Origin of the sequence: Acinetobacter corruptisaponis, from assembly GCF_030053775.1 — a bacterium.
Taxonomy (GTDB): domain Bacteria; phylum Pseudomonadota; class Gammaproteobacteria; order Pseudomonadales; family Moraxellaceae; genus Acinetobacter; species Acinetobacter corruptisaponis.
Genome location: NZ_CP125669.1, coordinates 3,578,738 through 3,604,144 on the forward strand (window position 1 = coordinate 3,578,738; position 25,407 = coordinate 3,604,144).

At 42.9% G+C, this 25,407-nt stretch carries 20 protein-coding genes and 3 tRNA genes; 6 read left to right on the forward strand and 17 right to left on the reverse strand.

The window, feature by feature from the left end:
* Together QLH32_RS16970 and QLH32_RS16975 are read left to right on the forward strand one after the other, a co-directional pair.
* Positions 1 to 657: a MiaE family protein gene (locus tag QLH32_RS16970; protein ID WP_283267210.1), complete on the forward strand. Its 657-nt coding sequence runs from the start codon at positions 1 to 3 to the stop codon at positions 655 to 657.
* 302 nt (positions 658 to 959) lie between these two features.
* Positions 960 to 1,463, forward strand: coding sequence for a hypothetical protein (locus tag QLH32_RS16975; RefSeq protein ID WP_283267211.1), 504 nt, complete (start codon positions 960 to 962; stop codon positions 1,461 to 1,463).
* A gap of 51 nt (positions 1,464 to 1,514) precedes the next feature.
* Here the strand turns inward: QLH32_RS16975 and QLH32_RS16980 are convergent.
* From QLH32_RS16980 to QLH32_RS17010, 7 genes are all read right to left on the reverse strand, one after another.
* A tRNA-Asn gene (locus tag QLH32_RS16980) sits at positions 1,515 to 1,590 on the reverse strand.
* A gap of 88 nt (positions 1,591 to 1,678) precedes the next feature.
* Positions 1,679 to 1,987 (reverse strand): DUF8200 family protein, encoded by a 309-nt coding sequence (locus QLH32_RS16985; RefSeq protein ID WP_279959911.1) that lies wholly within the window; start codon positions 1,985 to 1,987, stop codon positions 1,679 to 1,681.
* Positions 1,988 to 2,164: 177 nt separating this feature from the next.
* Positions 2,165 to 2,240, reverse strand: a tRNA-Asn gene (locus tag QLH32_RS16990).
* A gap of 9 nt (positions 2,241 to 2,249) precedes the next feature.
* A tRNA-Asn gene (locus QLH32_RS16995) sits at positions 2,250 to 2,325 on the reverse strand.
* Between the two features lie 146 nt (positions 2,326 to 2,471).
* Positions 2,472 to 3,098: a superoxide dismutase SodB gene (gene sodB, locus QLH32_RS17000; protein ID WP_004761574.1), complete on the reverse strand. Its 627-nt coding sequence runs from the start codon at positions 3,096 to 3,098 to the stop codon at positions 2,472 to 2,474.
* A gap of 225 nt (positions 3,099 to 3,323) precedes the next feature.
* Positions 3,324 to 3,947, reverse strand: coding sequence for a superoxide dismutase (locus tag QLH32_RS17005; RefSeq protein ID WP_283267213.1), 624 nt, complete (start codon positions 3,945 to 3,947; stop codon positions 3,324 to 3,326).
* A gap of 313 nt (positions 3,948 to 4,260) precedes the next feature.
* Positions 4,261 to 5,019: a Nif3-like dinuclear metal center hexameric protein gene (locus QLH32_RS17010; protein ID WP_283267214.1), complete on the reverse strand. Its 759-nt coding sequence runs from the start codon at positions 5,017 to 5,019 to the stop codon at positions 4,261 to 4,263.
* A 183-nt stretch (positions 5,020 to 5,202) separates the two neighbouring features.
* Between QLH32_RS17010 and QLH32_RS17015 the strand changes: the two genes are divergently transcribed.
* Entirely contained in the window at positions 5,203 to 6,384 is a 1,182-nt protein-coding gene (locus QLH32_RS17015) for a trypsin-like peptidase domain-containing protein (protein WP_283267215.1), read from the forward strand.
* 339 nt (positions 6,385 to 6,723) lie between these two features.
* On the opposite strand, the gene QLH32_RS17020 is transcribed toward QLH32_RS17015, so the two are convergent.
* The 4 genes from QLH32_RS17020 to QLH32_RS17035 form a co-directional block, all read right to left on the reverse strand.
* Entirely contained in the window at positions 6,724 to 7,929 is a 1,206-nt protein-coding gene (locus QLH32_RS17020) for an MFS transporter (protein ID WP_283267216.1), read from the reverse strand.
* A 153-nt stretch (positions 7,930 to 8,082) separates the two neighbouring features.
* On the reverse strand, positions 8,083 to 9,207 hold the full coding sequence (locus QLH32_RS17025; protein WP_283267217.1) for a porin: 1,125 nt from the start codon (positions 9,205 to 9,207) through the stop codon (positions 8,083 to 8,085).
* Between the two features lie 69 nt (positions 9,208 to 9,276).
* Positions 9,277 to 10,623 (reverse strand): MFS transporter, encoded by a 1,347-nt coding sequence (locus QLH32_RS17030; protein ID WP_267978986.1) that lies wholly within the window; start codon positions 10,621 to 10,623, stop codon positions 9,277 to 9,279.
* A 401-nt stretch (positions 10,624 to 11,024) separates the two neighbouring features.
* Positions 11,025 to 12,083: an OmpW/AlkL family protein gene (locus tag QLH32_RS17035; RefSeq protein WP_283267218.1), complete on the reverse strand. Its 1,059-nt coding sequence runs from the start codon at positions 12,081 to 12,083 to the stop codon at positions 11,025 to 11,027.
* Positions 12,084 to 13,213: 1,130 nt separating this feature from the next.
* Between QLH32_RS17035 and QLH32_RS17040 the strand changes: the two genes are divergently transcribed.
* Entirely contained in the window at positions 13,214 to 13,765 is a 552-nt protein-coding gene (locus QLH32_RS17040; RefSeq protein WP_283267219.1) for a TetR/AcrR family transcriptional regulator, read from the forward strand.
* 297 nt (positions 13,766 to 14,062) lie between these two features.
* Here the strand turns inward: QLH32_RS17040 and map are convergent, their stop codons facing one another.
* Positions 14,063 to 14,887 carry a type I methionyl aminopeptidase gene (map, locus tag QLH32_RS17045; RefSeq protein ID WP_283267221.1) on the reverse strand — a complete coding sequence of 275 codons (825 nt, stop codon included), beginning with the start codon at positions 14,885 to 14,887 and terminating at the stop codon, positions 14,063 to 14,065.
* A gap of 213 nt (positions 14,888 to 15,100) precedes the next feature.
* Here map and rpsB point away from each other — a divergent pair, with 213 nt between their 5' ends.
* Both rpsB and tsf read left to right on the forward strand, forming a co-directional pair.
* Complete coding sequence (gene rpsB / locus QLH32_RS17050) at positions 15,101 to 15,853, forward strand: 30S ribosomal protein S2 (protein ID WP_004878543.1); 753 nt, start codon at positions 15,101 to 15,103, stop codon at positions 15,851 to 15,853.
* A 138-nt stretch (positions 15,854 to 15,991) separates the two neighbouring features.
* Positions 15,992 to 16,870, forward strand: a complete 879-nt coding sequence (gene tsf / locus QLH32_RS17055) for a translation elongation factor Ts (RefSeq protein WP_267978989.1) — start codon at positions 15,992 to 15,994, stop codon at positions 16,868 to 16,870.
* A gap of 70 nt (positions 16,871 to 16,940) precedes the next feature.
* Here the strand turns inward: tsf and QLH32_RS17060 are convergent, their stop codons facing one another.
* The 5 genes from QLH32_RS17060 to metF all read right to left on the reverse strand — a co-directional run bounded on the left by QLH32_RS17060 (position 16,941) and on the right by metF (position 25,314).
* Positions 16,941 to 18,170, reverse strand: a complete 1,230-nt coding sequence (locus QLH32_RS17060) for a multifunctional CCA addition/repair protein (RefSeq protein ID WP_283267222.1) — start codon at positions 18,168 to 18,170, stop codon at positions 16,941 to 16,943.
* A gap of 93 nt (positions 18,171 to 18,263) precedes the next feature.
* Positions 18,264 to 20,534 carry an NADP-dependent malic enzyme gene (locus tag QLH32_RS17065; protein WP_283267223.1) on the reverse strand — a complete coding sequence of 757 codons (2,271 nt, stop codon included), beginning with the start codon at positions 20,532 to 20,534 and terminating at the stop codon, positions 18,264 to 18,266.
* A gap of 204 nt (positions 20,535 to 20,738) precedes the next feature.
* Complete coding sequence (locus QLH32_RS17070) at positions 20,739 to 23,615, reverse strand: bifunctional diguanylate cyclase/phosphodiesterase (RefSeq protein ID WP_283267224.1); 2,877 nt, start codon at positions 23,613 to 23,615, stop codon at positions 20,739 to 20,741.
* Positions 23,616 to 23,734: 119 nt separating this feature from the next.
* The gene (locus QLH32_RS17075) at positions 23,735 to 24,454 is read right to left on the reverse strand and encodes a 16S rRNA (uracil(1498)-N(3))-methyltransferase (protein WP_283267225.1); all 720 of its coding nucleotides are present in this window, start codon (positions 24,452 to 24,454) and stop codon (positions 23,735 to 23,737) included.
* A gap of 23 nt (positions 24,455 to 24,477) precedes the next feature.
* A complete protein-coding gene (metF, locus tag QLH32_RS17080; protein WP_283267226.1) occupies positions 24,478 to 25,314 on the reverse strand; it encodes a methylenetetrahydrofolate reductase [NAD(P)H] in 837 nt (278 codons plus the stop codon).
* Positions 25,315 to 25,407 lie beyond the last annotated feature (93 nt).

Below are 25,407 nucleotides of genomic sequence, written 5' to 3' on the forward strand. Positions count from 1 at the left end.
ATGAGTAGTGTGAATTATAATGAGTTAATGCAACCTGTCATTGCATTTTTAGGTTGTACCACTCCTCAGGCATGGCTGGATGAAGCGGTGAATAACCTCGACGTCCTGATGCAAGACCATGCCAATTGTGAAAAGAAAGCGGCGGGTACAGCGATGAACCTGATGTTCCGCTATAGCTTTTTTACCGATTTACAGGTGAAGCTGGCACAATTGGTTCGTGAAGAAATGCTGCATTATGAGCAGGTTTTGGAATTCATGACCAAACGTGGTCAGGAATGGAAAGGTCTGAGTGCAGGGCGTTATGCTGGTGGCTTACGTAAAGAAATCCGCACTTACGAACCTGAGGCATTGATTGATGTCATGATTATTGGTGCATTTGTCGAAGCACGCTCGTGTGAGCGTTTCTATGCGCTTGCGCCAATTGTTGATGATGAACTTGGGCGTTACTATCGTTACTTGCTTAAATCGGAATCGCGTCATTTTGAGGATTATCTGGCACTGGCCTTGGATGTTGCAAAAACTGCCAAATTTAAAGATCCAGAAGAAAATATTCAGCAGCGGATTAAACATATCCGTGAAGTGGAAAAGAACCTGATTTTAACTCCAGATGATACTTTCCGTTTCCATAGTGGTGTGCCTGCAAAGGTTGAGGCTTAATCTGATGAAATGATACCCATGTGAGAGAAGCTCTCACCCACATGAAATTGATTAGGGGGGAAATAAAGGTAGAAAGAGCGATGAAAATTATAGGTGAAAATCGTTATAAAGACTTTTTCGATCAAATGATTTATAGCTATGGGGTAGATGAGGGAATTGTCCTTGATCGTACCATTTACCATGGGAGAACATTTGCCTAGCTTGATTTAAAAGGGATTGGTTTTAAATTTCCGCATGATTATGGTTTTTGGCGTTTGCAGGACAAAAAGAATTTATCAGCTCATGAGCAGTATAGAAAATTAGTGAATCAAATTCGTCGTGCTGGCTATGGGTATAATGAGGACTTTGATTTTATCATATTGTATTATAATGAAAAATTGTATTGCTTATACTATAAAAAACAGTTTGATCAGCATAATCAACCTATTCCGATTAATGAAAAGACGATTCAAAGTGTTTATCACCATAAAATTTATATGTTATGCGAATTTGAACGTGATCAACCGATCACCAATATCGCACCGCAAAAATTGATTCAGTTTTCCCGAACCCATAAAATGCCTTATTTTGTGATGTTAAATGATCAGGGAATAACGGTTCCAAATCCTATGTTTTTTCCATTTTTGGCAATTCAGCAACATCAAATTTTCTTTGATATGGTTGAGGTCTATCAAAATATTGAAAACTTTATTCTTGAGATTGTGATTGAGGAAGAATCGCTTCAAAGTAATAATAATAAAATTACCGCACATGGTTTTGATTTAAAAACTTCATTTCGCCATCCTAAAAAATCCCAGGAATTTTAAGAATCAATTCATAAAAAAAGCCCATATCAATGATATGGGCTTTTTGAATTCTGGCTCTCCCACCTGGGCTCGAACCAGGGACCTGCGGATTAACAGTCCGTCGCTCTACCGACTGAGCTATGGGAGAATCTGGAACGAATTTTAGGTGGCAAGACGTTTATAGTCAAGTAAAATCAGTATAAATAATAAACTGTTAAGTACCTAAAATATTTATATTAACGTGCAACCTGGTTGCATTGGGCTAATTGGGAAGAACTTGCTTGCCAGGTTGCTCCCGCTGAATTTTTATAATAGCTAATCTTGCCAATACGTAGAACCAGGCTTTGGCAGGAGTCCAGAGACAAGTCGTTGCCCCAAGGCCCAGACATGCTGCAAACTTTGCCATTACATTTCCAGACCACATTTGGCCCATTTTCGATAGGGACGGTCACAGTACCTTTATAAGTCGAGCCTGCATACCAGGTTGTTTGTGCGGCCATGACTGGACTGCATAAGAATAATAAACTGAGAAGTAGTTTTTTCATTATGGTTTTCCTTAACATGACAATCGTTTTTTATTATAGGGTCGAAAAGGGCAAAGGATTTAAAATATAAACGTGATGCAACATAAAAAATAAATAGTGTTACACCACGGATGATAATTAATTAAAACTTTGATCATAAAAAAAGCCCATATCAATGATATGGGCTTTTTAGAATCTTGGCTCTCCCACCTGGGCTCGAACCAGGGACCTGCGGATTAACAGTCCGTCGCTCTACCGACTGAGCTATGGGAGATTAGTAGATTGGCTCTCCAACCTGGGCTCGAACCAGGGACCTGCGGATTAACAGTCCGTCGCTCTACCGACTGAGCTATTGGAGAATCTGATGCGCATTTTAGGCATGAAAAACGTATGCGTCAACAAGAATAGTAAATAAAATGAATTGTTTGCTTGATAAATATTCTTTTCAGATTTTAGGCATAAAAAAACTGCCTAAAGTAGGCAGTTTTTAGGGGTGAAATAAAAATTATTTCTCAACACCTGCTGGTTGACCTGCAAGTTTTGCATTTGCATAATCCCAGTTCACTAGGCTTTCCAAGAAAGTTGCAATGTATTTTGGACGTAGGTTACGGAAGTCGATGTAGTAGGCATGTTCCCAAACGTCAATGGTCAATACCGCAATTTGACCGTGAGCAAGCGGAGTATCTGCATTCGAAGTTTTGGTAATGGATAATTTACCGTTGATTTCATCAGCAACCAACCAAGCCCAACCTGAACCGAACTGAGTAGTTGCAGCAGCAGTAAATTCTTCTGCAAATTTTTCATAGCTACCAAAAGCTTCTTCGATTTTAGCTGCGATTGCGCCAGTAGGCTTGCCACCACCATTTGGTTTCATGCTGTTCCAGTAGAATGTGTGGTTCCATACTTGGGCAGCATTGTTAAAGATACCTGCTTTAGAAGCATCACCAGCAGAAGCCTGAATGATTTCCTCTAAAGTTTTGCCTTCAAGGTCAGTACCTTTAATGAGGTTGTTAAGGTTAACAACATAAGTATTGTGGTGTTTGTCGTGATGGTATTCTAAAGTTTCGCGGGTAATGTGCGGCGCTAAATCATCATAGCCATATGGAAGTGCAGGTAAAGTAATGGTTGTCATGTTTCATTCCTTGCAAATTGCTGGGTTTTACTAAGTGCCTTTATTGTAAATGATTCTATAGACAATAGGGCAGTCTTTTAATACACAAAATATGCAAAAAATTTCTATATGAGACATATGCGATACAACATGGGGCTAGAGTCTTTAGCGAATGATAGCAACGTTGCAAAAGACCCTAGCCAGCCTGCTAATGGGAATGATGATCCATTTCAATCTATCTCAGAATCACTGTGCTTTTGTTTGCAGCGCAGCATCATAACGACGGTTCACTTCATCCCAGTCCACCACATTATAAAATGCAGCAATATATTCAGGACGGCGGTTTTGATATTTCAGGTAATAGGCATGTTCCCATACATCCAGGCCTAGAATAGGTGTATTGCCATGCATCAGGGGAGAATCCTGATTTGCGCTACTTTCCACAACCAGTTTATGTTCAGGTGTCACACTGAGCCATGCCCAACCACTGCCAAAACGGCTGATGGCTGCCTTGGTAAACGCATCTTTAAAGGCATCAAAACCATCTAGTTGTTGATCAATGGCTTCTGCAACAGCTCCAGTTGGCTGTCCTCCACCTTGTGGACTCATGACTGTCCAAAACAGGGAATGATTGGCGTGTCCTCCACCATTGTTCATCACCATGTTTTTAAGCTCAGCAGGGACTTCATTGACTTTGGCAACCAACTCTTCCACTGAAAGGTTTTCCCATTCCGTGCCTTCAATTGCGCCATTAATGTTGTTGATATAGGTTTGATGGTGCTTACTATGGTGAATTTCCATGGTTTTAGCATCAATATTGGGTTCAAGTGCATCGTAAGCATAAGGAAGTGCTGGTAAAGAATAAGCCATGTATTTGATTCCTTTTTTAATCAAACGGGTTTTATTGAAATGAAATTAAGCACGCTTATTATTTACTTAAATGCAAATGAGAATCAATATGTTTTTAATTTGCTTTTAAGATTAAAATGAGTTAGAAATTTTATATTTATCGTATGTGATAGGGAATTGAACAGGTTGTTTAAACTGCTCACAGCTAGAGATAAGTCAATTTTTGCTGACAGTATTATGTGACTTATTTCTGCTGTGAATTAAACATTACGCAACGTGTATGAAGTTGTGATATGTAAGAGGATTTTTTAATTTAATCAAAGTTTTAATCGGCTTAGATTGGGTTGTTTAATTCAAAATATTCGGCATCTATGGAAAACTGCTTGGCAATTGCCTGAGCCAAACGCTGTACACCATAGCGTTCTGTTGCATGATGCCCACAGGCAAAATAATGAACGCCAAGCTCTTTTGCCTCATAAAAGGTTCGTTCGCTGACCTCACCCGAAATATAGGCATCACAGTTTTGCTCAGCAGCCTTGCCAATAAAGTCCTGTGCTCCGCCAGTACAAAAGCCAACTCTTTGGATAAATGTTTTTTCACTTGGTAAATGAATGACATTAAAGTCAAAGATAGCCTGCAATTTTTCCTTAAATTGTTCAGGACTCAGTGCTTGATCCAGATAGCCAATATTGCCAATGGGATATTTTTCGGTTGGGTCCAGCGCTTCCAAATCTTGTAGGGCAATTAACTCCGCAATGGCTGCATTATTTCCCAGCACAGGATGGGCATCCAAGGGTAGGTGATAGGCGATCAGTGAAATGTTGTTTTGAATGAGTTTTTTAATGCGATTGCCACGCATCCCTGTGATTGGGTAGGGTTCACCTTTCCAGAAATAGCCATGATGAACTAGCAAGGCATCCGCCTGTTGAGCAATTGCTGCATCAATGGCATCTTCAGAGGCTGTGACAGCACAGACAATCTTGTTGACTTCAGGCTTGCCCTCAATTTGTAGCCCGTTTGGTGCATAGTCCTTAAACTCATTTGCCTTTAATGTCTGATTACACCACTGCACAATGTCATGCAAATTTGCCATGCGATTCCTCAAATGCTTTACATCTATATATAAGTATCCATAAAACCATATTTTTGAATGTAACTAAAGCTAGACAAAACTTTTTTAACTTTTGCATTGATTTTAGGCAATTTACTTTACAATAGTGGAAAATTCCTGTTCTTCAATATATTAACTCCATTGTTCGCCTAGAGGATAATAAACGTGCGCCGTGCATTTACATGGTTACCTTGGGTATTACTCATTCTTGTTATCATTAGTTTCCTAAGCTGGCAAAAATTGCATCAGCCGAAGCCAACAGTCGCTGCCGATGGCGTTAAAATGCCTGCCGAAAAAGTGGAGCCACTGATTGATACAACCCGAACGGGTGGCGTGGTTTCCTATAGTGCTGCGGTAAAGGTTGCAGCTCCAGCAGTGGTAAATATTTTTACCACGCAGAAAGTGAAGCAGATGAATCATCCATTGTTGAATGATCCTGTGTTTCGTGAGTTTTTTGGCAACCAGATTCCTCAGCAACCTCAAAATGAAAATAGTCTAGGTTCGGGCGTTATTGTTCGTGCAGATGGTTATATTCTAACCAATAACCATGTGATTGCTCAGGCTGAACATATTGTAGTGGCGTTGCATGATGGTCGCCGTGCTGAAGCTAAGGTGATCGGAACTGACCCTGATACCGATTTGGCTGTCATTAAGATTGAACTGGACAAGCTTCCAGTTCTACCATTTAAACTGAGTGGTAATGAAGTTGGGGATGTTGTGCTTGCGATTGGTAATCCATTTGGTGTGGGCCAGACCGTCACGCAGGGGATTATTTCCGCCACAGGCCGTTCAGATTTAGGCATTAACACCTATGAAGACTTTATTCAGACCGATGCTGCAATCAACCCAGGTAACTCTGGTGGTGCATTGATTGATGTTGCGGGTAACCTGATTGGTGTGAATACTGCAATCTTCTCGCAGTCTGGCGGTTCACTGGGAATTGGTTTTGCGATTCCTGCACAGGTTTGCCAGCAAGTCCTCAACTCGATTTTAAAAGATGGCCGTGTTGTACGTGGCTGGTTGGGCATTAGCCTGATTCCAAATACGCTGGATGAAGATGTACTGGCCTCAAAACCAGTTGGTGTCATTGTTGCAGATGTATTGCGTGACGGTCCAGCCGATGCTGCGGGAGTGAAGCGTGGCGATAAAATCATTCAGGTCAATAATGAGCAAATTGGCTCAGCGTCACACCTGATCAATTATGTGGCGTTGCAAGCCCCTGCAAGTGTGATTGATGTGGTGGTTGAACGTGATGGCAAGCAGCAAACCTTGCAGGTCAAAGTAGGCGAGCGTAAAGTGCAGCAAAATGCCCAGTCGCAATATATTCCATTGCCTAAACGACAATAAATAATTGATTGTTTTTAATGAAAAAGGGTTGCTTAAGGGCAGCCCTTTTTTGGGCAATAAAAAAAAGCTTGCTGATCAAGGTCACTCAGCAAGCTTTTTGATTGTTTATAGGCTTTTTATTTTTTATTAAAACAGTAAAATTTGATGGTTTGATGACAGTTTCTTGATGATTAAATGACAAATATGAATCACTGAAACACTTTTAAAAATTTTTAATGAGCGCAAAATGCCTGATTAAAGTACTCAAATAAATCAGGTGTTTGAAACCAGATGAGGATTGAGGCACCCATTAAGCCAATCATGCAGAGGATAAGTGTGATTTTAAGGTTCCGTGCAACACTAGTCATGAATAACAGCCTCTTCATTGACGAAAAGATGAATAAGCACTCCAAAGACACTCAAGAGCAGGCAAGCCAGCCAAATCATGTTGTAGTTACCCGCCAAGTCATGGTTTACACCACCCAGCCATCCACCGAAGAATGAACCAATTTGATGGGTAAAAAACACAATCCCACTGAGCATGGATAGATATTTTACCCCAAACATATTGGCAACAATACCATTGGTTAGTGGTACGGTTGAGAGCCAGAGCAGTCCCATGATAATGCCAAAACTGTAAACCGTGAAAATGCTGAGCGGTAATAGCAGAAAGGCAATAATGGCGATACCACGTAAGCCATAAAGCAGCATCAGCAGTCTTGGTTTGGAAAAACGATCACCCAGCCACCCCGCGCCATAGGTTCCGACAATATTGAATAAGCCCACAAGTGCTAAAAAGATGGTTCCTGCGGTGGCATCAAAGCCATGATCAATCAAGTAGCCTGGAAGATGCACGCCTAAAAATACCACCTGAAATCCGCAGACTAAAAAACCGAGGGACAGCCACCAAAAAGGTTTGTGGTTTTTCGCAATTGTCAAAACCTGCTTGAATGTCAGGTTTTGCTGATCAAGTGCTTTGGGTATTGTGCAACTTGGTGTCTTGAGCAACCAGGCAAGTGGAATGATAAATGCAACCGCAAAGGCGCTGACCAGCAATGCAGATGACCACCCAATATTTTTGAGTAGCAGCAAGGTTGAGGGCAGCATAATGAACTGCCCAAATGAACCAGCGGCACTGGCGATCCCCATGACCATGCTGCGTTTTTCTGGTGGGGCGGCACGGCCAACAGCGGACAGTAAAACGGTAAATGAGGTCGCGGAGAGTGCTAAACCAATAATCAATCCCATACTTAGGTTCAGCAACAGACTTGTAGAGCTGAATGCCATTAGGACCAAGCCAATGCTATAAAGCATGCCGCCAGCAATTACCACTTTTTTGGTGCCGTATTTATCCGCAATTGCACCTGTAAATGGTTGGGCTGCGCCCCAGATCAGGTTTTGCATAGCAATCGCTAAGCTAAAAATATGATGACCCCAGCCAAAAGATTCACTCATCGGAACCAGATAAAGCCCAAAGCCATGACGAACACCAAGGGAAAGCGCAAGTATAATGGCACTCCCAATAAGCATATAAATGAGTTGCTTGGAAAATTGCTGATTTGGCATTGTTGTTTTTAATCTGGGAAATAAGTGAAAATTATTCTAAATGACTTGGGCTATTATTTCGATTCTTTAGGGACATAATTGTTAGGATGGTTATTATATGGCAACAGGGCAACCTAAATTGCCCTGTTGAATCTAAAGGTCTCGTTTATTACTTTAGAACTTAAATTCCAGACCTAAACCAGCAACAGGCTGTTTATCCTTTTTACTGGCTTGCTCAAGCGTTAAATAGCCTGCATAACCATAAGTTTTCACCTGCTTGTTAAATGCATAGTCCACGCCACCAATGATCTGTTTGGCCTCAAAATCAACTGTGGTGTCCTTAAAGCTAGTGGTGTTTTGGCTGTACTGACCTTTCATTGTCCAGTTCTTTGCCTGTGGAATGGTGTATTCCGCACCAAGCAACCAGCCCTTGGCATCATCAATCTTGTCTGCGCCTGCGGTATTGCCAGCCACATTCTCAACCTCGGAGCTTTGGAACAGTGCTTTCAAAGCCAAACCATTCACTGGGTTGATACGGCCAATGGCACGGATGGTATTTGCCGCGGCAAATATCGCTGGAGCAGCCGTTGATGAAATCGCCTTGTCAGAGGCATTTAAAAAGCCACGGCCAAGGAATGTGCTAGGAATCGCGCTGTCATAGCCAATACCCGCAACTAACAATGGGCTTTCAAAGCTTGCCGAAGCTGACCATGCATCGCCCAGACCACGCCCCTCAACCTTGGCATTGCCAGCAGTTCCAGAAACGCCCGTTGCCTCACCTGTTGCCAGCAATGCGTTTACCTTGACTGCACCATTCAGAACAGGCACCTTGACCGCTGGAGACTCATAAACCACCGCGTTGCTGACACGGGTTTCGCCCGCAAAGATTCCACCAATGTCGGCCTTGTTGGCAACATAGTTGTTAAAGGTATCGACAACACTTGACAACTGTTTAACTGGGGTGTCATGCACACCAATTTTTACTGTACCCAACTGGGCATCCTTCAAACCGACAAAACGGTTACGCTGTGACCAGTCTGAGCTGTCGCCATCCGCGCTGAAGCCCCATTCGATGGCATAAACGGCACTTAAACGGTCTGTAAGTTTTTCATCGCCCTTAACACCAATAAATGAGCTGTTTGAGCTAATTTCCCAAACATCCTTGTTGGCCTTGGTCGCATTTTTTTCTGGTAAATAGTCAACACTGGCATCAATCTCACCGTAAATGGTTGGTGCTGCTGCGAAAGTTGTACTGCTAAAAATGCTGAGCATGGCAAAGCCAAGAAGATTCAATTTCATATTGAGACCCCTAAGAAAGATAAATTTGATTTTTAAATGTGTGAGGGGGAGACCTCACACAGAGGATGTTTAGGCAATAGAGTTGCGTTCAAGAACTGCTTGTTCAAACAATTGTTTTTCTTTAGTTTTGTGTTCCGCTGAGAAGCGAATGAGGATGACACCAAAGGCAGATACCATGACCAGTGTGCCTAACACCATCAGGCAGGTTTGGATATCCAGTAAACCTTTAAGTAAGAAACCTGCCGCAACCGCGCCAACGTTACCACCTGCACCGATAATGCCTGCAACACCTCCCAGTGCATCACGGTCGATAAATGGAACCAGCGCATAGGTTGCGCCACATGCCATGTGGGTAAACAGGGCAAAGATGGTCATGCTAAGAATGGCAAGGCCAACTGTATTCATTTGTGAGAACAGGATCAGGAACAGGCCTTCACATAGAATCAGGATAAACAGGATTTTGGTACGACCATCCAGACCTTTAGCCAATGCAACCTTGTCAGAGATGATGCCGCCTAAAGCACGGGCGAACAGGGCAAGCAAACCAAAGATACCCGCAGTTAAACCTGCTTCCTTGAGTCCCATATTGAAATGGTCAACATAGTACATTGCGGCAACATTATGGATGAAGATTTCAATACCGAAGCATGCAGCATAGGAGATGAATAAAATCCAGACACGGTAGTTGCTTGCAGCTTGTAGCAGGATGGCTGTGCCACCTTTTTTGCCGCTACCAACATTTACACCATTTTCACGTAGTTCCTTGAAATCACCTTGTGGGCAGTCCTGAGTCAGTTTCCAGTAGAGTACACCAACAATCACCATCATGATGCCAGGTACAAGCAGGGCAATTCTCCAGCCCATAGCCTGTTCAACACCAAACATCACCAGCGCACCCAGAAGAAGTGGCATGATGGCTTGAGTGGCACCACCACCTGCATTGCCCCAGCCAGCCGAAGCAGCATTGGCGGTTCCCACCACATTTGGTGCAAACATCACACTGGTATGATATTGCGTAATGACGAAACTTGCACCAATCGCACCAATTAACAGGCGGAAGAACAGGAAAGACTCATAGGTGTTGGCCGCAGCCACACCAAATACAGGAATACTGCCGATCAGTAAAAGTGCGGTATAGGTTTTACGTGGTCCAAACTTGTCGCACAATGGTCCAACAATTAGGCGGACAATAATGGTAATGGCCACTGCCGCAATATTGATATTTGCAATTTGTTCCTTGGTTAAGTGAAATTCCCCAGAGATGACTGGCATCAACGGTGCGCATGCAAACCATGCAAAGAAACAAACGAAGAATGCAAGCCATGTCATATGAAAGGCACGCATGGCAGGAGTGGAAAAGCTGAATAGTTTTATTTCAGTCGCTTTTTTCGCATCTAAATTCATTTTTGAAGACATGGCCTTCTCCTGAACTGAACGTCATTTATTTTTGCGATGTCTTTGACATCAGCAATCCGAACAGAACGGGCTTCATTGACCGTCAACAAATTCTTTGTGAATCATCTTTGATTCAGCATGCTGGATATAAAGCAAGTGTCGTGCCAAAACATATATTTAACCAAGTGAAAAATATAAGCTGTTATTTATAAATATTTAATTGATGAATTATTTTTATTGATTGAGTTTTAATCATGATCCATCAATGAAATGTATATGCATTATTTAAAATCATGCTAGATAGTAATGGGCAAATTGATTGCAATTGGTGCATGGTTTTCATGCATTTTGAGTTAAAAGATGGCGCTAAGCAGAACAGTGAAAAAAAGCAGCCGAAGCTGCTTTTAAACATCATGCTGGGTTTAGAAACGATAGCCCACACCCACATAGGTAATGAGTGGGTCAATATCAATTTTTGTATTGGCGCGGATCAACTCTTTACCTGTATTGCGGTCAGTCACATAAATTTGAGCCTCATTATTCATTTTTGAATAGGAGACTGAACCCACTGCAAACCAGTTTGGTTTAAAGTCATAGGTTGCGCCAACCGTGACAATCGGTGCAAAAGTGTCGGTTGCCTTGAGCTTAACCGCTGGATCGGCAGAGGAGGTTTTGCCGTCCAAAGCGGCACCTGCCTGACCATCATGGATATTCTGGATCATGTGGCCTGCCGCAATAAGGTCTGCCTCAATGCCAGAATTCATTTTTAAGTCATTAAAGTAGGCGTACATCACACCAGCGCCTACATAGGGGCGGAATTTATTTACCCCAGATTTGCCAAACTGATAATGCAGTTCGACTGCGGGCAACCAGGCACGGGCAGAGGCGGCCTTATCTCCCTGAGTCAGGTCAGTAATATGAATGTCCTGCTTTAGATCAATTCCACCTAAAGAAGTATCTGCTTTACCTCTCAATGGTGCATAAATGTCGCCTTTACCTTTAATGTCTACTTTAGGGGGAATACCTGCTTTTACTTCTAAAGAAAGGTTATCGGTAAAATGATAATTCGCCATAATTCCGACAGTATCGACATCATCCGCTTCTAGTCCTGTTCCCTGACTTTGCCAGTTGGACAGTCCATTGACCGTTGCTGTTCCTGTTAGGAGTGCAGGCAAGGTGTCGGTTGGAAGTATCTTGATGGCTTCATACAAGAGTACATTGGAATCACGATCCGCTGCATTCAATACGGCCTGTTTGGAGACTGAACCCACTTTAGATGAGGTTCCCTCAGCCACACTGGTATTGATATTGACTGGGTTTGCCGATCCCTGCGGCATGGCATGCAGCCAACCTGCTGAAACGGAAAAACGTTTGAATCCATCTCCATCTTTTAAACTGAAATACGGTGAATCCGCAAAACTGAGGGTAGGTAAGGTGGTGGTAGCTAAACCCATAGCAATGTAAAGCACATGCTTTTTCATGGTGAGGACTCCATGTCCGATTTATAGAAACTTTTTATCCAGACAAAAATAACGTTTTTTACTAAAAGGTTTGTTTAGTTAAAATTTATAATTGTTATGCTTATGAAAATTTTTGTTGAGTTTGGATAAATTGATAAATAAAAATAGTGAGTCTGAGTCTGAGTCTGAGTCTGAGTCTGAGTCTGAGTCTGAGTCTGAGTCTGAGTCTGAGTCTGAGTCTGAGTCTGAGTCTGAGTCTGAGTCTGAGTCTGACTAAAATATTGCTCTAACTTATTGATAAAATAATCTTGGCGGAGTCTTGCCGAGTTCTCATCCAATTTCAGGATCAGCCTGCGGCTCGCCTTACTTTGGTTTCGCCCAAAGTAAGCAAAGGCATTGTCATCCGCAAAACTCGTTGACTACCGTCAGCCAGTTTAATAAATCGCAGAAACAGTGCTTGATTAATGAAGTCCTGTCTCGAACAATTGCGGATGACGTTTCCGAGTATCATATTTTATGAGGATTTTATATCGAACATAGATTGGCTATTACAAAGACTTTCAATCACCAACAGTGCTTTAACACTGTTTGATCACATACCCCTATAGAATATTGACACGCCAAACCTTGCGCACTATTCTTTCCCTGCTGGCTCATTGCCAGTCGGTTTTAGCAGACCGTTTTTGTCATCTAGAACATCAAAAAAGTAATTTTTTGGTGATGAACTCGTTCGTCCCCTTTCGTAGCGGTAGGACGGAAGAGGGACGCCTTGTGCGTGCCAGTTCCTAGATGACTGGTCTGCTAACCCTTTTTCGTTCTGCCACCATCATTTAGCAGTGATTTGGTAGGACTTCTATTTCATCTAGGAGTTTACTATGCGCGACATTTCTGTTTTTTCATCGGCAATCATTGCCAAAGCCTTTATTCCCATACATTCCAGCAGACCTTTAATACTGTTTGATCGCCTATAGGTTTTACAAACTTTAGATCAAACCGACTAAAAAATCATATCGACAATAAAGCATCTGAGATGAGCCAAGGCACAGTCGTGTGTGGCCGTGTCATGCCTATTTTTTGCTATTCCTAAAGAGGCAGTGGCATTCTGATCTCATGCATATACAACAAAAAAACTTATGTTCAGTGGTGTGTTTATGCCAAATTTACAAATTTCCTCGCGAGCCTTGTCCGTGCTTGATTACTCAAGAAATCTTTTTAACTTATATGGATTTCAGCAGGTAGGTGTGGATCGGATTATTCGTGAAACAAATGTAGCGAAAGCAACATTTTATCGTTATTTTCAGTCTAAAGAAAAACTTATAGAGCTGTGCCTTGTTTTTCAAAAAGATACGCTAAAAGAAAAAATCAGGAGAATCAGGACCTGTTGCCGTCATTCAAATGTGGTTGATAAGTTGAGGAAAATTTATCTGCTCCATGTCGATTTAAATGGCCCGTATCATTTGCTGTTTAAGGCTATTTTTGAGCTTGAAAAGTTATATCCCAAGGCTTATCGAATCGCTGTGGAATACAGAAAATGGCTAATCAGGCAAATTCGGTCTTTACTTTTAAGAATGAAAAGCACCGCGACAATAGAGGATGCCGCGATATTTTTATTTATTGTTGATGGTTCTGTTCTTGAGCTTTTAAGAATGAATTGGGGGGAGAGGCAAGATAGCCTGCTGGATTACTTTCTAATGATGATTTGATTCTGGGAAATAAAAAGAATGTACTAAGCTTAGTTCGGCAATAATATTTGTCTAACTGTTTGAAAAATATCTTGGCGGAGTCTTGCCGAGTCCTCATCCAATTTCAGGATCAGCCTGCGGCTCGCCTTACTTTGGTTTTGCCCAAAGTAAGCAAAAGCATTGTCATCCGCAAAACTCGTTGACTACCGTCAGCCAGTTTAATAAATCGCAGAAACAGCACTTTATTAATGAAGTCCTGTCTCGAACAATTGCGGATGACGTTCCCGAGTATCATATTTCTTGTCGAACTCAGCTAAATTACATAAAACGTGATAAATCTTCTTCAGGACGTGCCGTTAACACGTCAATTCCTGTTTTAGTCACAAGAATCGTATGTTCGTATTGGGCAGACAACTTATGGTCTTTAGTCACCACCGTCCATTTATCACCTAAAAGCTTGGTTTGCCAAACACCAGCGTTGACCATTGGCTCAATGGTAAAGGTCATTCCAGCTTCAAGAATCATGCCTGTGCCTTTCTGGCCATAATGCAGAACCTGTGGCTCATCATGGAACACCTTGCCAATACCATGACCACAATATTCACGCACCACACTAAAACGTTGCGATTCCACATACTGCTGGATGGCATATCCAACATCACCCAGATAGGAACCATCTTTAACCGTTGCCATACCACGATACATGGCTTCCTGAGCCACCTGACACAAACGGTTTGCAAGAATGGAGGTTTCACCACCCACGATGTACATCATGTTGGTGTCGCCGTGATAACCATCTTTAATCACCGTGACATCAATATTCAGGATATCGCCATTTTTTAGGATTTTATTTTCAGATGGGATACCGTGACAAACCACATGGTTGACAGAAGTACAGATAGAATGCTGGAAAGCAGGGCGGCCTGGCGCGGCACCATAGCCCACACAGGCAGGAATGGCCTGCTGTACATTTTCAATATGATTGCGGCAGATGGTGTCGAGTTCTAAAGTGCTTACACCCGCTTTAATGTGCGGCTTAATCATGTCTAGAACTTCAGCCGCCAATTTGCCTGCAACACGCATCTTTTCAATTTCTTGAGGTGTTTTGATTAATCGACGAGGGGCTGTATAAGTTGTATTCATGATCTCTAAAAACTTTTGGTAATTTGCAAGCGTATATGGTATAAATAGCCGCCTATTTTATCAAATGCTTTTCGTGAATATATTTACGAAAGTAGCCGATAACAATAGTCGTAAAAAAATCCGCACATATATCGTCACATTACTCTGGGTGCCTAGCAATAGGTGGAGAATGCGGATATATGGAGGCCTAACCCAAACTTTAAGGTAAAGAAAATGGCAGATTACAACGTAAGCATGCGCGACCTTCTTCAAGCAGGCGCACACTTTGGTCACCAAACTCGTTTCTGGAACCCAAAAATGCGTCAATACATTTTTGGTGCGCGTAACAAAATTCACATCATCAACCTTGAGCACACTGTTCCTGCGTTAAATGATGCCTTGAACTTTGTAAACAACCTTGCGAGCAAAAAGAACAAAGTATTATTCGTTGGTACAAAACGAGCTGCTTCTAACATCATCCGTGAACAAGCTCAACGTGCTGGTCAACCATATGTGGATCACCGTTGGTTAGGTGGTATGTTGACGAACTGGAAAACACTTCGCCAATCTATCAACCGTTTAAAAGATCTTCAAACTCAATCTCAAGACGGTACTTTTGCCAAGCTTACTAAACGTGAAGCTTTAGAGCGTACTCGTGAGATGGACAAGCTTGAACGTGCTTTAGGCGGCGTTAAGAACATGGGTGGTTTACCTGACGCATTATTTGTAATCGACGTTGATCACGAAGCGATTGCAATCAAAGAAGCGAAAAACCTAGGTATTCCTGTAATCGGTATCGTTGATACAAACTCTAACCCAGACAACGTAGACTACGTTATTCCTGGTAACGACGATGCGATCCGTGCAGTAACTTTATATGCTTCTGCTATGGCTGATGCGATTCTTGCTGGTAAAGAATATGCTCAATCACAAGCAAATGCACAAGCGAAAGGCGATGACGCTGCTAAAGACGCTTCTGAGGCTTAATGCGTTTTGACGCAAGCTTGTCATTTTTGCGACATGTAATGGTGGCAGATTAAAGCGTCGAGATTGCAAACGGCCCAGAGATTCTTTGGGCCGTTTTTGTTGAACAGATTTATTTTCTACCGATTTTAGGAGAACAACATGACTGCAGTTACTGCGAGCATGGTAAAAGAATTACGTGACCGTACTGGTCTTGCAATGATGGAATGCAAAAAAGCATTAACAGAAGCAGGCGGTGACATCGAACTTGCAATTGATAACCTTCGTAAATCAGGTCAGGCAAAAGCTGCTAAAAAAGCAGGTAACATTGCTGCTGATGGTGCGATCACAATTATTCAAGACGGTAACAAAGCAATTCTTGTTGAAGTTAACTGTCAGACTGACTTCGTTGCAAAAGACGAAAACTTCAAAAACTTCTCTGATAAGGTTGCTGCTGCTGCGCTTGCTGCAAATGAAACTGATGCTGCAAAAATTGCTGAACTTAAGCTTGAAGACGGTGCGACTGTAGAAGAAGCTCGTGTTGCGCTTGTTCAAAAAATCGGTGAAAACATCCAGGTTCGTCGTGCTCAAATCGTTGAAGGCGAAAACTTGGCTGTTTACAAGCACGGTTTAAAAATCGGTGTGGTTGTATCTTACACAGGTGATGCTGACACTGGTAAAGGTATTGCAATGCACGTTGCTGCGTTCAACCCAGTTGCTGTAAATGCAGAAGCTGTTCCAGCTGACTTGATCGCGAAAGAGAAAGAAATTGCTGAAGCGAAAGCGTTGGAATCTGGTAAGCCAGCGAACATCGTTGAGAAAATGGTAAGTGGTTCAGTTGACAAATACTTGAACGAAGTTGCACTTGACCGTCAAATGTATGTAATCGACAACGACAAGAAAGTTGCTGATGTATTGAAAGCAACTGGTACCAATGTAGCTCAATTCGTTCGTTTCGAAGTGGGTGAAGGTATTGAGAAGAAAGCTGAAATGAGCTTTGCAGAAGAAGTTGCTGCTGCTCAGGCTGAAGCTGCGAAGTAATTCGTATCTTTTCAAAAAGCCCAGTCTTGTGACTGGGTTTTTTTATTGGTTCTGTTTTTACATACCCAAATTATGACTCATCGTGTTGCTGTTTGAACTGTGCCAATGCCTCAATTCGGTATTGAATCAGCATTTCACCAATCTCAGGCCCTGTGATGTGTTCAGGTAAATCCTGTGCCCGAATATTCCGTACAATTTGCATTGCATCCAGAATATATTGAGCCTGTGGGTAAGGACGGTCTTCCAGACCCAGACGGCCTTTTGCGTCACATTCACATGCCTGTACAAATGCCTCAACCTTTTCTGGTTTCCGTAGAACGTCCAAACGTTGTAGTAAACGCCATAAAGTACCTGGTTTTAAACTCTTGGCCTGATGGCACTTTAAATGCTCTTTACAGACGGTCAGGGCCAGACTCTTGAGCTGAGAGGGAACCTTTAAGCGGTCACACACATCTGTTACGGGCTGTAAACCACGTTCCTCATGCATGATGTGGCGTGGCAGCTCTTCAACAGGGGTCAATGCCTTGCCTAAATCATGGACCAGAACAGCGAAGCGTACATCCAGTGCATAATTGGATTGACACGCCTGTTTTAGGGCCATGAGGGTATGAACCCCACAATCCACTTCTGGATGGTATTCAGGGCGCTGTGGTACACCAAATAAGGCATCAATTTCTGGGAACAGAACTTTTAACGCCCCACAATCCTGTAGTGTCTGGAAATAGATATATGCATGATCCTCCATTAAGGCCCGTGATGTTTCTTTCCAGACACGTTCAGGAGTCAATGCATCAAGCTCACCTGATTTCGCAATTTCACTCATGAGTTGCAGCGTTTCATCTGCGATTTTAAAACCGTAGTTGGCATAACGTGCGGCAAATCGGGCAACCCGAAGCACACGCAAAGGGTCCTCGGTAAAAGCATTTGAAACATGGCGAAGGACTTTCTGGTTTAAGTCCTTTTGTCCGCCATAAGGGTCGTAGACTGTACCATCCTCATCCATTGCCATGGCATTGATGGTTAAATCACGGCGAATCAGGTCTTCTTCTAACTTGACGGTTGTATCGGTAAAAAACTGGAAACCATGATAACCCACACCAGACTTGCGCTCTGTGCGGGCAAGTGCATATTCTTCTTTTGTTTTTGGATGTAGGAATACAGGAAAATCTTTACCAACAGGTTGATAACCTTCAGCGAGGAGTTGTTCTGGTGTTGCTCCGACCACCACATAATCTTTTTCGTGATAGGGATGCCCGAGTAAGTGATCTCGAACTGCACCGCCTACTAAATAAACTTGCATGAAAAAACCTCTATTCTTCACACAATCATGCAACAGAATAGAGGTTTTCTCAAGCGTTAAGCAAAGCTTTTCTCGAAAAGCCTGGCTTAGCGATTAGTTTTGACTTTGCTGGATTTCAGCAACAGTTAACGCAGTCATGTTGACCAAACGGCGAGTGGTCGTCGTTGGAGTCAGGATATGAACTGGTTTTGCTGCACCTAGTAAAATAGGACCAATGGTTACATTGTTGCCAGAAGTTGCCTTCAATAAGTTGAATGAAATATTCGCAGCATCGAGGTTAGGCATAATCAACAGGTTTGCCGAACCTTTGAAGCGGGAATTTGGGAAAGCAAAGTGACGAATTGTTTCGTCCAAAGCTGCATCACCATGCATTTCACCTTCAACCTCAAGTTCTGGCGCCTGCTTTGTCAACAAACGGTAAACTTCACGCATTTTTTGTGCGCTCGGATCAAATTGATCGCTACCGAAACTTGAATGTGAAAGTAGGGCAACACGTGGTGTAATACCAAAACGACGAACTTCTTCCGCTGCCAAAATGGTCATTTCAGCAAGCTGTTCAGCAGTTGGGTTGGTGTTGACGTAGGTATCGGCAATAAACAGGTTACGGTCTTCAAGCATCAATGCATTCAATGTAAAGAATGTGCTGCGACCCTCTTTCAGGCCAATCACATTTTTAACAAAGTCTAAATGGATGTCGTAACTTGAATAAGTACCACAAAGCATACCATCAGCCTTGCCGAACTTAACCAATAATGCTGCAATCAAGGTTGAACGGCGGCGTGCTTCGCGCTGCGCGTATTCAACAGTCACGCCTTTACGCTGCATGGTCTGGTAATAATCTTTCCAGAAATCGTCATACAGGGAATTCTTTTCCTGATCAACGATTTCGATGTTTACACCATTTTGCAGACGCAAACCAAGTTTCTTGATATTTTCTTCAATGACAGCGGTACGACCTATAAGGATTGGTTTAGCCAAGCCCTCATCAACCACAATCTGGATTGCACGTAATACGCGCTGGTCTTCGCCTTCAGCATACGCAATACGTTTAGGATCGGTTTTTGCCTGAGAGAAAATCGGCTTCATCAGGAATGCAGAGTTGTATACGAACTCAGACAGTCTTTGACGGTAAGCAGAGAAATCCTCGATTGGACGTGTTGCCACTCCTGAGTCCATTGCCGCTTTTGCCACTGCTGGAGCAATTTCCAGAATCAGGCGCTGGTCCAATGGGCGAGGGATAAGGTAGTCACGACCAAATGATGCAGATTTTTCACCATAGGTTGCTGCATCCGCCTCAACGTGTGCCATACGCGCAATCGCATGGACACAGGCAATCTTCATGTCTTCATTAATGGTGGTTGCACCTACATCCAGCGCACCACGGAAGATATAAGGGAAGCACAGTGCGTTGTTTACCTGGTTCGGGTAGTCTGAACGACCTGTCGCCATAATTGCATCAGGACGAACTTCATGCGCATGTTCAGGCAAAATCTCTGGGTCTGGGTTTGCCAATGCAAAGATAATTGGGTTTTCAGCCATTTCCTTAACCATTTCCTTGGTTAAGATTCCCGCTGCTGAAAGACCAAGGAACATATCTGCGCCAGCCATGACTTCATGCAACTGGGTTGCTGCAATGTCCTGAACATAGCGTTTTTTAGACTCGTCCAGCCCCTCACGTGATGTTGTGAGAAGACCACGGGAATCCGCAACAACGATGTTTGCCTTGTTCACGCCCAAAGCGCAAAGCAAGTCGAGGCAGGAAAGGGCGGCAGCACCAGCACCAGAAGCCACGATCTTGATTTCATCAATTTTCTTGTTCACGATCTGCAAGGCATTCAACAATGCTGAACCTACAATGATACTGGTACCATGTTGATCATCATGGAACACAGGAATCTTCATGCGTTCACGAAGTTTCTTCTCAATATAGAAACATTCAGGTGCCTTGATGTCTTCCAGGTTGATACCACCAAACGTTGGTTCCAATGCGGCAACGATATCCACGATCTTGTCTGGATCGTTTTCAGCAATTTCAATATCGAATACGTCAACACCAGCGAACTTCTTGAACAGCACACCTTTACCTTCCATTACAGGTTTGGAGGCAAGGGGACCAATGTTCCCTAAACCAAGCACGGCTGTACCATTACTCACGACGGCGACCAGATTGCCACGGGCTGTATATTTAGCGGCGGCAGAAGGGTCACGTTCAATTTCCAGACATGGAGCTGCGACACCAGGAGAATATGCAAGCGCTAAATCTCGTTGGTTAACGAGCTGCTTGCTAGGTGTCACACTGATTTTTCCAGGTGTAGGAAATTCATGGTAATACAAAGCGGCTTGTTTTAAAGATTGATCGTCCATCTGAGTCTCGATTGTTTCGATAGTTGTTTCAATACAACAACCAGTCATAGCTAGGACTGATTATGATATTAAGATAAGTGCACAAGAATATAGCACTAGTTCATGGTTTAGCCCAGTCAAAAAAGCTTATTTTCATGAACGATGAGGCTTATTGACAATTGATAATGATGATAAAATCAACGCTCAAAAAGCCCAAAATTCATTTTAAATGGAATATCTTGCGGTTGACAGCTGGGTGTGCTGTTGTAGATATTCGGTTGCATGGGCTGCCGTTAATGGTTTGGCAAACAGGTAACCCTGCAATATGTCACAGTTTTGGCGTTTCAAATAGTCGCGCTGTTGTTCGGTCTCAACCCCTTCCGCCACGACTTTTAGGCCAATGGTTTTGCCCATGGCAATCATGGCATTAACAATCGCATCCTGTTTGGCATCACCAATTTTTGAAATAAATGCCCGATCAATTTTTAAGATGTCAATTGGATATTCGGTGAGGTAGGCGAGGGAGGAGTAGCCAGTTCCAAAATCATCCAGTGCAATGGAAATATTGCGTTCTTTAAGTGCACATAAAACTGTCTTGACACTTTCCGTATTTTCCAGGAAAGCGGATTCGGTAATTTCCAGCTCAAGATCTTTGCCTGAAATTGCATAGGTGTCCAGAACCGCATCAATATCATGCAACAACTGACCACGCAGGATTTGCTGTGCCACAATGTTTACAGCGATATGAATGTTGGAGAACCCCAGTTTTTGCCAAATCTGGATTTGTTTTGCCGCCTCATACAGGACGAAGCGCCCGATATCTGAAATAAGGCTGGTGCTTTCCGCCAAAGGAATAAAGATATTTGGCATGATCAGGCCTTTGGTTGGGTGTTTCCAACGAATCAGGGCTTCAAAGCCATTAATCTGGTAATTAGTGGCAGTAATCTTGGGTTGATAATAAACAACCAGTTCATTGTTCTGAATCGCTTTTCTTAGATCGAGTTCCAAGTCAGTGTGTCTCGCCACAAAGTTGGTGCGTTCACTCGAATAATAACGAATGGTATTGCCACCCAAGCGTTTGGCTTCCGTAAGTGCCTGTTCAGCATGGGTATTGAGGTTGTCAACCTGACGGCCGTGCTCTGGGTAAATGGCGACACCGATGGAGATGCTGACCACATATTCCTGTTCCGCAATATAGAATGGCTTACTAAATGCCTCGACAATATTGTTGCACAGTTGATGTATTTGTGGATGGAGTGGTGACATCTCGTAAATAATGGCGAAATCATCCGCGCTTAAATGGGCCACCAAAAGCGCATCAATATTGCTAATCCTTAAACGTTGTGCAGCCTGTTTAAGCAGCTCATTACCTGCCTGATTACTCAGTAATTCATTCAAGGCGCGGAATCTATCGATATTCAATCGAATTACCGCAAGATGCTGGATAGATGCCTCATTGACCAGATATTGATGCAATTGCTGGTGGTAATAGAAACGATTTGGTAAATCCGTCAGGGTGTCGTAGTTGGTGAGATAGGAAAGACGCTGTTCCTGATGTTTTCGTTCAGTCTGGTCAGACACAATGCCAATATAGTTAATGACCCGATCCGCTTCATCTTTTACCGCATTAATATGCATCCATAAAAAACAGGACTTCTCAGAAAGATAGGTTTCCTGAAATTCACCCTCATATTCCTGTTCTTCATATAAGGTGTCCAGAATCGAGAGGTGGAAATTATGGTGATGCTGTTTATTCTGTTTGGTAATTTCAAAAAGTTCTTTGTTTAGAATAATTTGCTTATCAAGTCCAGTCAGTTGTTCGTATTTTGGATTGACCTCGATATAGCAGAAATTTTCATCCAGAATAAAAATGCCTTCAGAGGCCTGTTCAAAAACGCTGGCAGCCAGTTTTAAACGTTCCTGATGCTTTTTCTCCTGGTTAATATCACGGTGTATGCCCACCATACGCAACGGCGTTCCATCTTTGGGATTTCTTAGAATGACCTGTCCAACATCATGAATCCATGCCCATTCACCATTATGGCGTTTGATGCGGAAAGTTTCTTCATAGCGTTGTGTTTGTCCGCACAAGTGGCTATAGAGGGTATTTTTAACCCGATCCACATCATCTGGGTGTACGATTTTATGCAGCAGGGTGTAGTGGTTTTCAGACTTGCGTGTAACCGCCTGACTATGGGCATTGGTGACACCAACCGTATGGGTTTCCAGATTCCATTCCCAGGGACGAATACCCGCAGTTTCATGGGCAAAAGCCAAATTCTGGCGGTGTTCCTCCAGACTCTCATTCATCTGGGTAAGATCGAAAGTACGCTCACGGACCTTTTGTTCGAGTAAATGATTATTGAACTGTAGTTGTGCTTCTATGTCCTTGGATTTGTTGACTTCACGCTGCAATTGTTGGCAGAGTTCCTCTGTCCACTGATTGTGTTGTTCCGCCACATCAATCAGTTGCTTGTTCTTGTCCAGAACCTGTGACAGGCGCTGGTGAATTTTAAAGGTGGCCTGTGCACACAGTAGGGTTGCAAAAAAAGACAGGTAATAGGCAATGTAAAATAGGGTATGTTCTTGATCTCTATTTATAATCTGAGAAATCACCAAGGGGCTGATGCTTGGAATGAAGAACAGGAAGAAGTAACGGATATGCTGGGTTAAAAAAGTCAGCGCAATAATGTGTGAAGAGGTGAGCAGCAAGGCCGTCAAGGTCAGGATGTGTGATGCGGAAAGATTCGGGACATCCTTAATCAATAGGTAATTGATCACAATGGTGCTGATCCCCAGCAATAATCCCGTGAAAAAGCAGATCACCTGAAAGGTAATGTTGGTTTTTCCAGCAAAGCGACTTGATGAGTAATATCTTAATGAAAAGTGGCAGATTGCGTAAAAACTGAGTAATAGCGTAAGGGTAAGGGTCATCCATGTGGTAAAAATATTCGCACTAAAGGAATAGAAAGAAGCAAATAAAAGATAATCCAGAAGCGCAATAAAAAATACACTTAAAACGAATAGGCGTACGTGGTTAGGATAGTTGATCTGATCCGTATAAATAAACTGCGGAAATTTTTTTTCTTGAACCCCTGACATATAAAGAATAATCCTTTTCATTTTTATCTGTGTTGGGCCTACAGACGTTGCTGTATATCAACATCATCGTGTTTTATTTTAAATTACCGCTAAAGCCATTGGAAAGCAATCCAAAACCATTATTTGGCTGAAAAGTGATAATTTAAAATGGATAAGGCGACAACTGGAGCGGTTTCAGTCCTTAAAACACGGTCTCCAATGCACCAGCTTTGAAAATGGTTCTGGTTTGCAGTTTCAATTTCTGCCTCACTCAAACCACCTTCTGGACCAATCAGTAGCGCTAAATCAGGTTCACTATTTTGCAATACATTGTTCTGGTCTTTATTCGGTGCCAAAACGAAACGGGCCTGTGGCAGTTCCGAGCTGACCCAGTCTGTCAAGGCAATGGGAGCAAGGATTTCTGGAACAATGTTCATGCCACATTGTTCACATGCTGCAATCGCCACAGACTGCCAATGATCAATCTTCTTTTGATCACGGTCATATTTCAGGCGCATTTCGCAACGTTCGCTGGTCAACAGTTGAATAGTGGTCACACCAAGTTCAGTGGCTTTCTGAATCGCATAATCCATGCGATCCCCCTTGCTCATCACCTGGCCTAAAACCACTTTAAAGGGTGGTGTCCGATCAGCTGGCTCAAAATGATCAACTGACACAAACGCATTTTTCTTGTTGATTTCAGTGAGCGTCACGTTATATTCACCACCTTTTCCATTGAAGAAGATGGCCTGTTCCTGCTCTTTTGCACGGAGCACACGCACCCAATGATGAAACACCGATTCTGTCAATTCAATGGTATTGCCAGTGTTTAATTCGGCTTCGATGTAAAAACGGTTCATGTCTGGGGAATGCTCATGCAAATTTAGTTTAAGCCAAGGTCAACAACGAGTTGTCGAGTTGGTTCGGTTTGGTTCATCGAATAGAAATGCAGTGTTGGCGCACCACCCGCAATTAAACGTTCACAAAGTTTCACAATCACTTCATGACCAAATGCCTTGATACTTTCACTGTCATCACCATAGGCGGCAAGTTGCTTGCGAATCCAGCGTGGGATTTCCGCACCTGTGCCATCGGCAAAGCGGATCAGGTTGCTTGCGTTGATAATTGGCATGATGCCTGGCGCAACGGGTACATCCACACCTGCCTTGGCAATTCGTTCAATGAAGTAGAAATATGCATCTGGATTAAAGAAGAATTGGGTGATACCCGCATTGGCACCAGCATTCACTTTCTCGACAAAGCGCTGGATGTCCGCGTCAAAACTTTCTGCCTGCGGATGCATTTCAGGATAGGCCGCCACTTCAATGTGAAAATGCTCACCTGAATGTTCACGGATAAAGCGAACCAGGTCCTGTGCATAAGGCAATTCACCCAGGCCCACTTGACCTGAGGGCAAGTCACCACGTAAAGCAACGATACGATCAATACCTTGGGATTTGTATAAATCCAAAAGTTCAGCAATACGTGCTTTGTCATCACCAATACAGGAAAGGTGCGGTGCAACAGGCGTACCTTTGCCATTAAAGTCATTAATCGCCGCTAAGGTACGTTCACGGGTGGAACCACCAGCACCATAAGTAATTGAAAAAAACTCTGGATTTAACAGTTGTAGTTCTTGGTGAACAACCCGTAATTTTTCTGCACCCGCATCGGTTTTTGGTGGGAAAAACTCAAAAGAAATAGGAACACGTTTGGTCATTTCAAATCCTTTTTATTTCTTTTCACCTCTCCTAAATCCTCTCCTGAGAGGAGAGGACTTTTTGATATTCATTCGGGTAATGAATATTCCCTC

What these genes read in the sequence shown, in the direction of transcription:
- QLH32_RS16970 (WP_283267210.1), top strand. Translation starts at nt 1, where the DNA reads ATGAGTAGTGTGAATTATAATGAGTTAATGCAACCTGTCATTGCATTT.
- QLH32_RS16985 (WP_279959911.1), bottom strand. Translation starts at nt 1,987, where the DNA reads ATGAAAAAACTACTTCTCAGTTTATTATTCTTATGCAGTCCAGTCATG.
- sodB (WP_004761574.1), bottom strand. Translation starts at nt 3,098, where the DNA reads ATGACAACCATTACTTTACCTGCACTTCCATATGGCTATGATGATTTA.
- QLH32_RS17005 (WP_283267213.1), bottom strand. Translation starts at nt 3,947, where the DNA reads ATGGCTTATTCTTTACCAGCACTTCCTTATGCTTACGATGCACTTGAA.
- QLH32_RS17010 (WP_283267214.1), bottom strand. Translation starts at nt 5,019, where the DNA reads ATGGCAAATTTGCATGACATTGTGCAGTGGTGTAATCAGACATTAAAG.
- QLH32_RS17020 (WP_283267216.1), bottom strand. Translation starts at nt 7,929, where the DNA reads ATGCCAAATCAGCAATTTTCCAAGCAACTCATTTATATGCTTATTGGG.
- QLH32_RS17025 (WP_283267217.1), bottom strand. Translation starts at nt 9,207, where the DNA reads ATGAAATTGAATCTTCTTGGCTTTGCCATGCTCAGCATTTTTAGCAGT.
- QLH32_RS17030 (WP_267978986.1), bottom strand. Translation starts at nt 10,623, where the DNA reads ATGTCTTCAAAAATGAATTTAGATGCGAAAAAAGCGACTGAAATAAAA.
- QLH32_RS17035 (WP_283267218.1), bottom strand. Translation starts at nt 12,083, where the DNA reads ATGAAAAAGCATGTGCTTTACATTGCTATGGGTTTAGCTACCACCACC.
- QLH32_RS17040 (WP_283267219.1), top strand. Translation starts at nt 13,214, where the DNA reads ATGCCAAATTTACAAATTTCCTCGCGAGCCTTGTCCGTGCTTGATTAC.
- map (WP_283267221.1), bottom strand. Translation starts at nt 14,887, where the DNA reads ATGAATACAACTTATACAGCCCCTCGTCGATTAATCAAAACACCTCAA.
- rpsB (WP_004878543.1), top strand. Translation starts at nt 15,101, where the DNA reads ATGGCAGATTACAACGTAAGCATGCGCGACCTTCTTCAAGCAGGCGCA.
- tsf (WP_267978989.1), top strand. Translation starts at nt 15,992, where the DNA reads ATGACTGCAGTTACTGCGAGCATGGTAAAAGAATTACGTGACCGTACT.
- QLH32_RS17060 (WP_283267222.1), bottom strand. Translation starts at nt 18,170, where the DNA reads ATGCAAGTTTATTTAGTAGGCGGTGCAGTTCGAGATCACTTACTCGGG.
- QLH32_RS17065 (WP_283267223.1), bottom strand. Translation starts at nt 20,534, where the DNA reads ATGGACGATCAATCTTTAAAACAAGCCGCTTTGTATTACCATGAATTT.
- QLH32_RS17070 (WP_283267224.1), bottom strand. Translation starts at nt 23,615, where the DNA reads ATGTCAGGGGTTCAAGAAAAAAAATTTCCGCAGTTTATTTATACGGAT.
- QLH32_RS17075 (WP_283267225.1), bottom strand. Translation starts at nt 24,454, where the DNA reads ATGAACCGTTTTTACATCGAAGCCGAATTAAACACTGGCAATACCATT.
- metF (WP_283267226.1), bottom strand. Translation starts at nt 25,314, where the DNA reads ATGACCAAACGTGTTCCTATTTCTTTTGAGTTTTTCCCACCAAAAACC.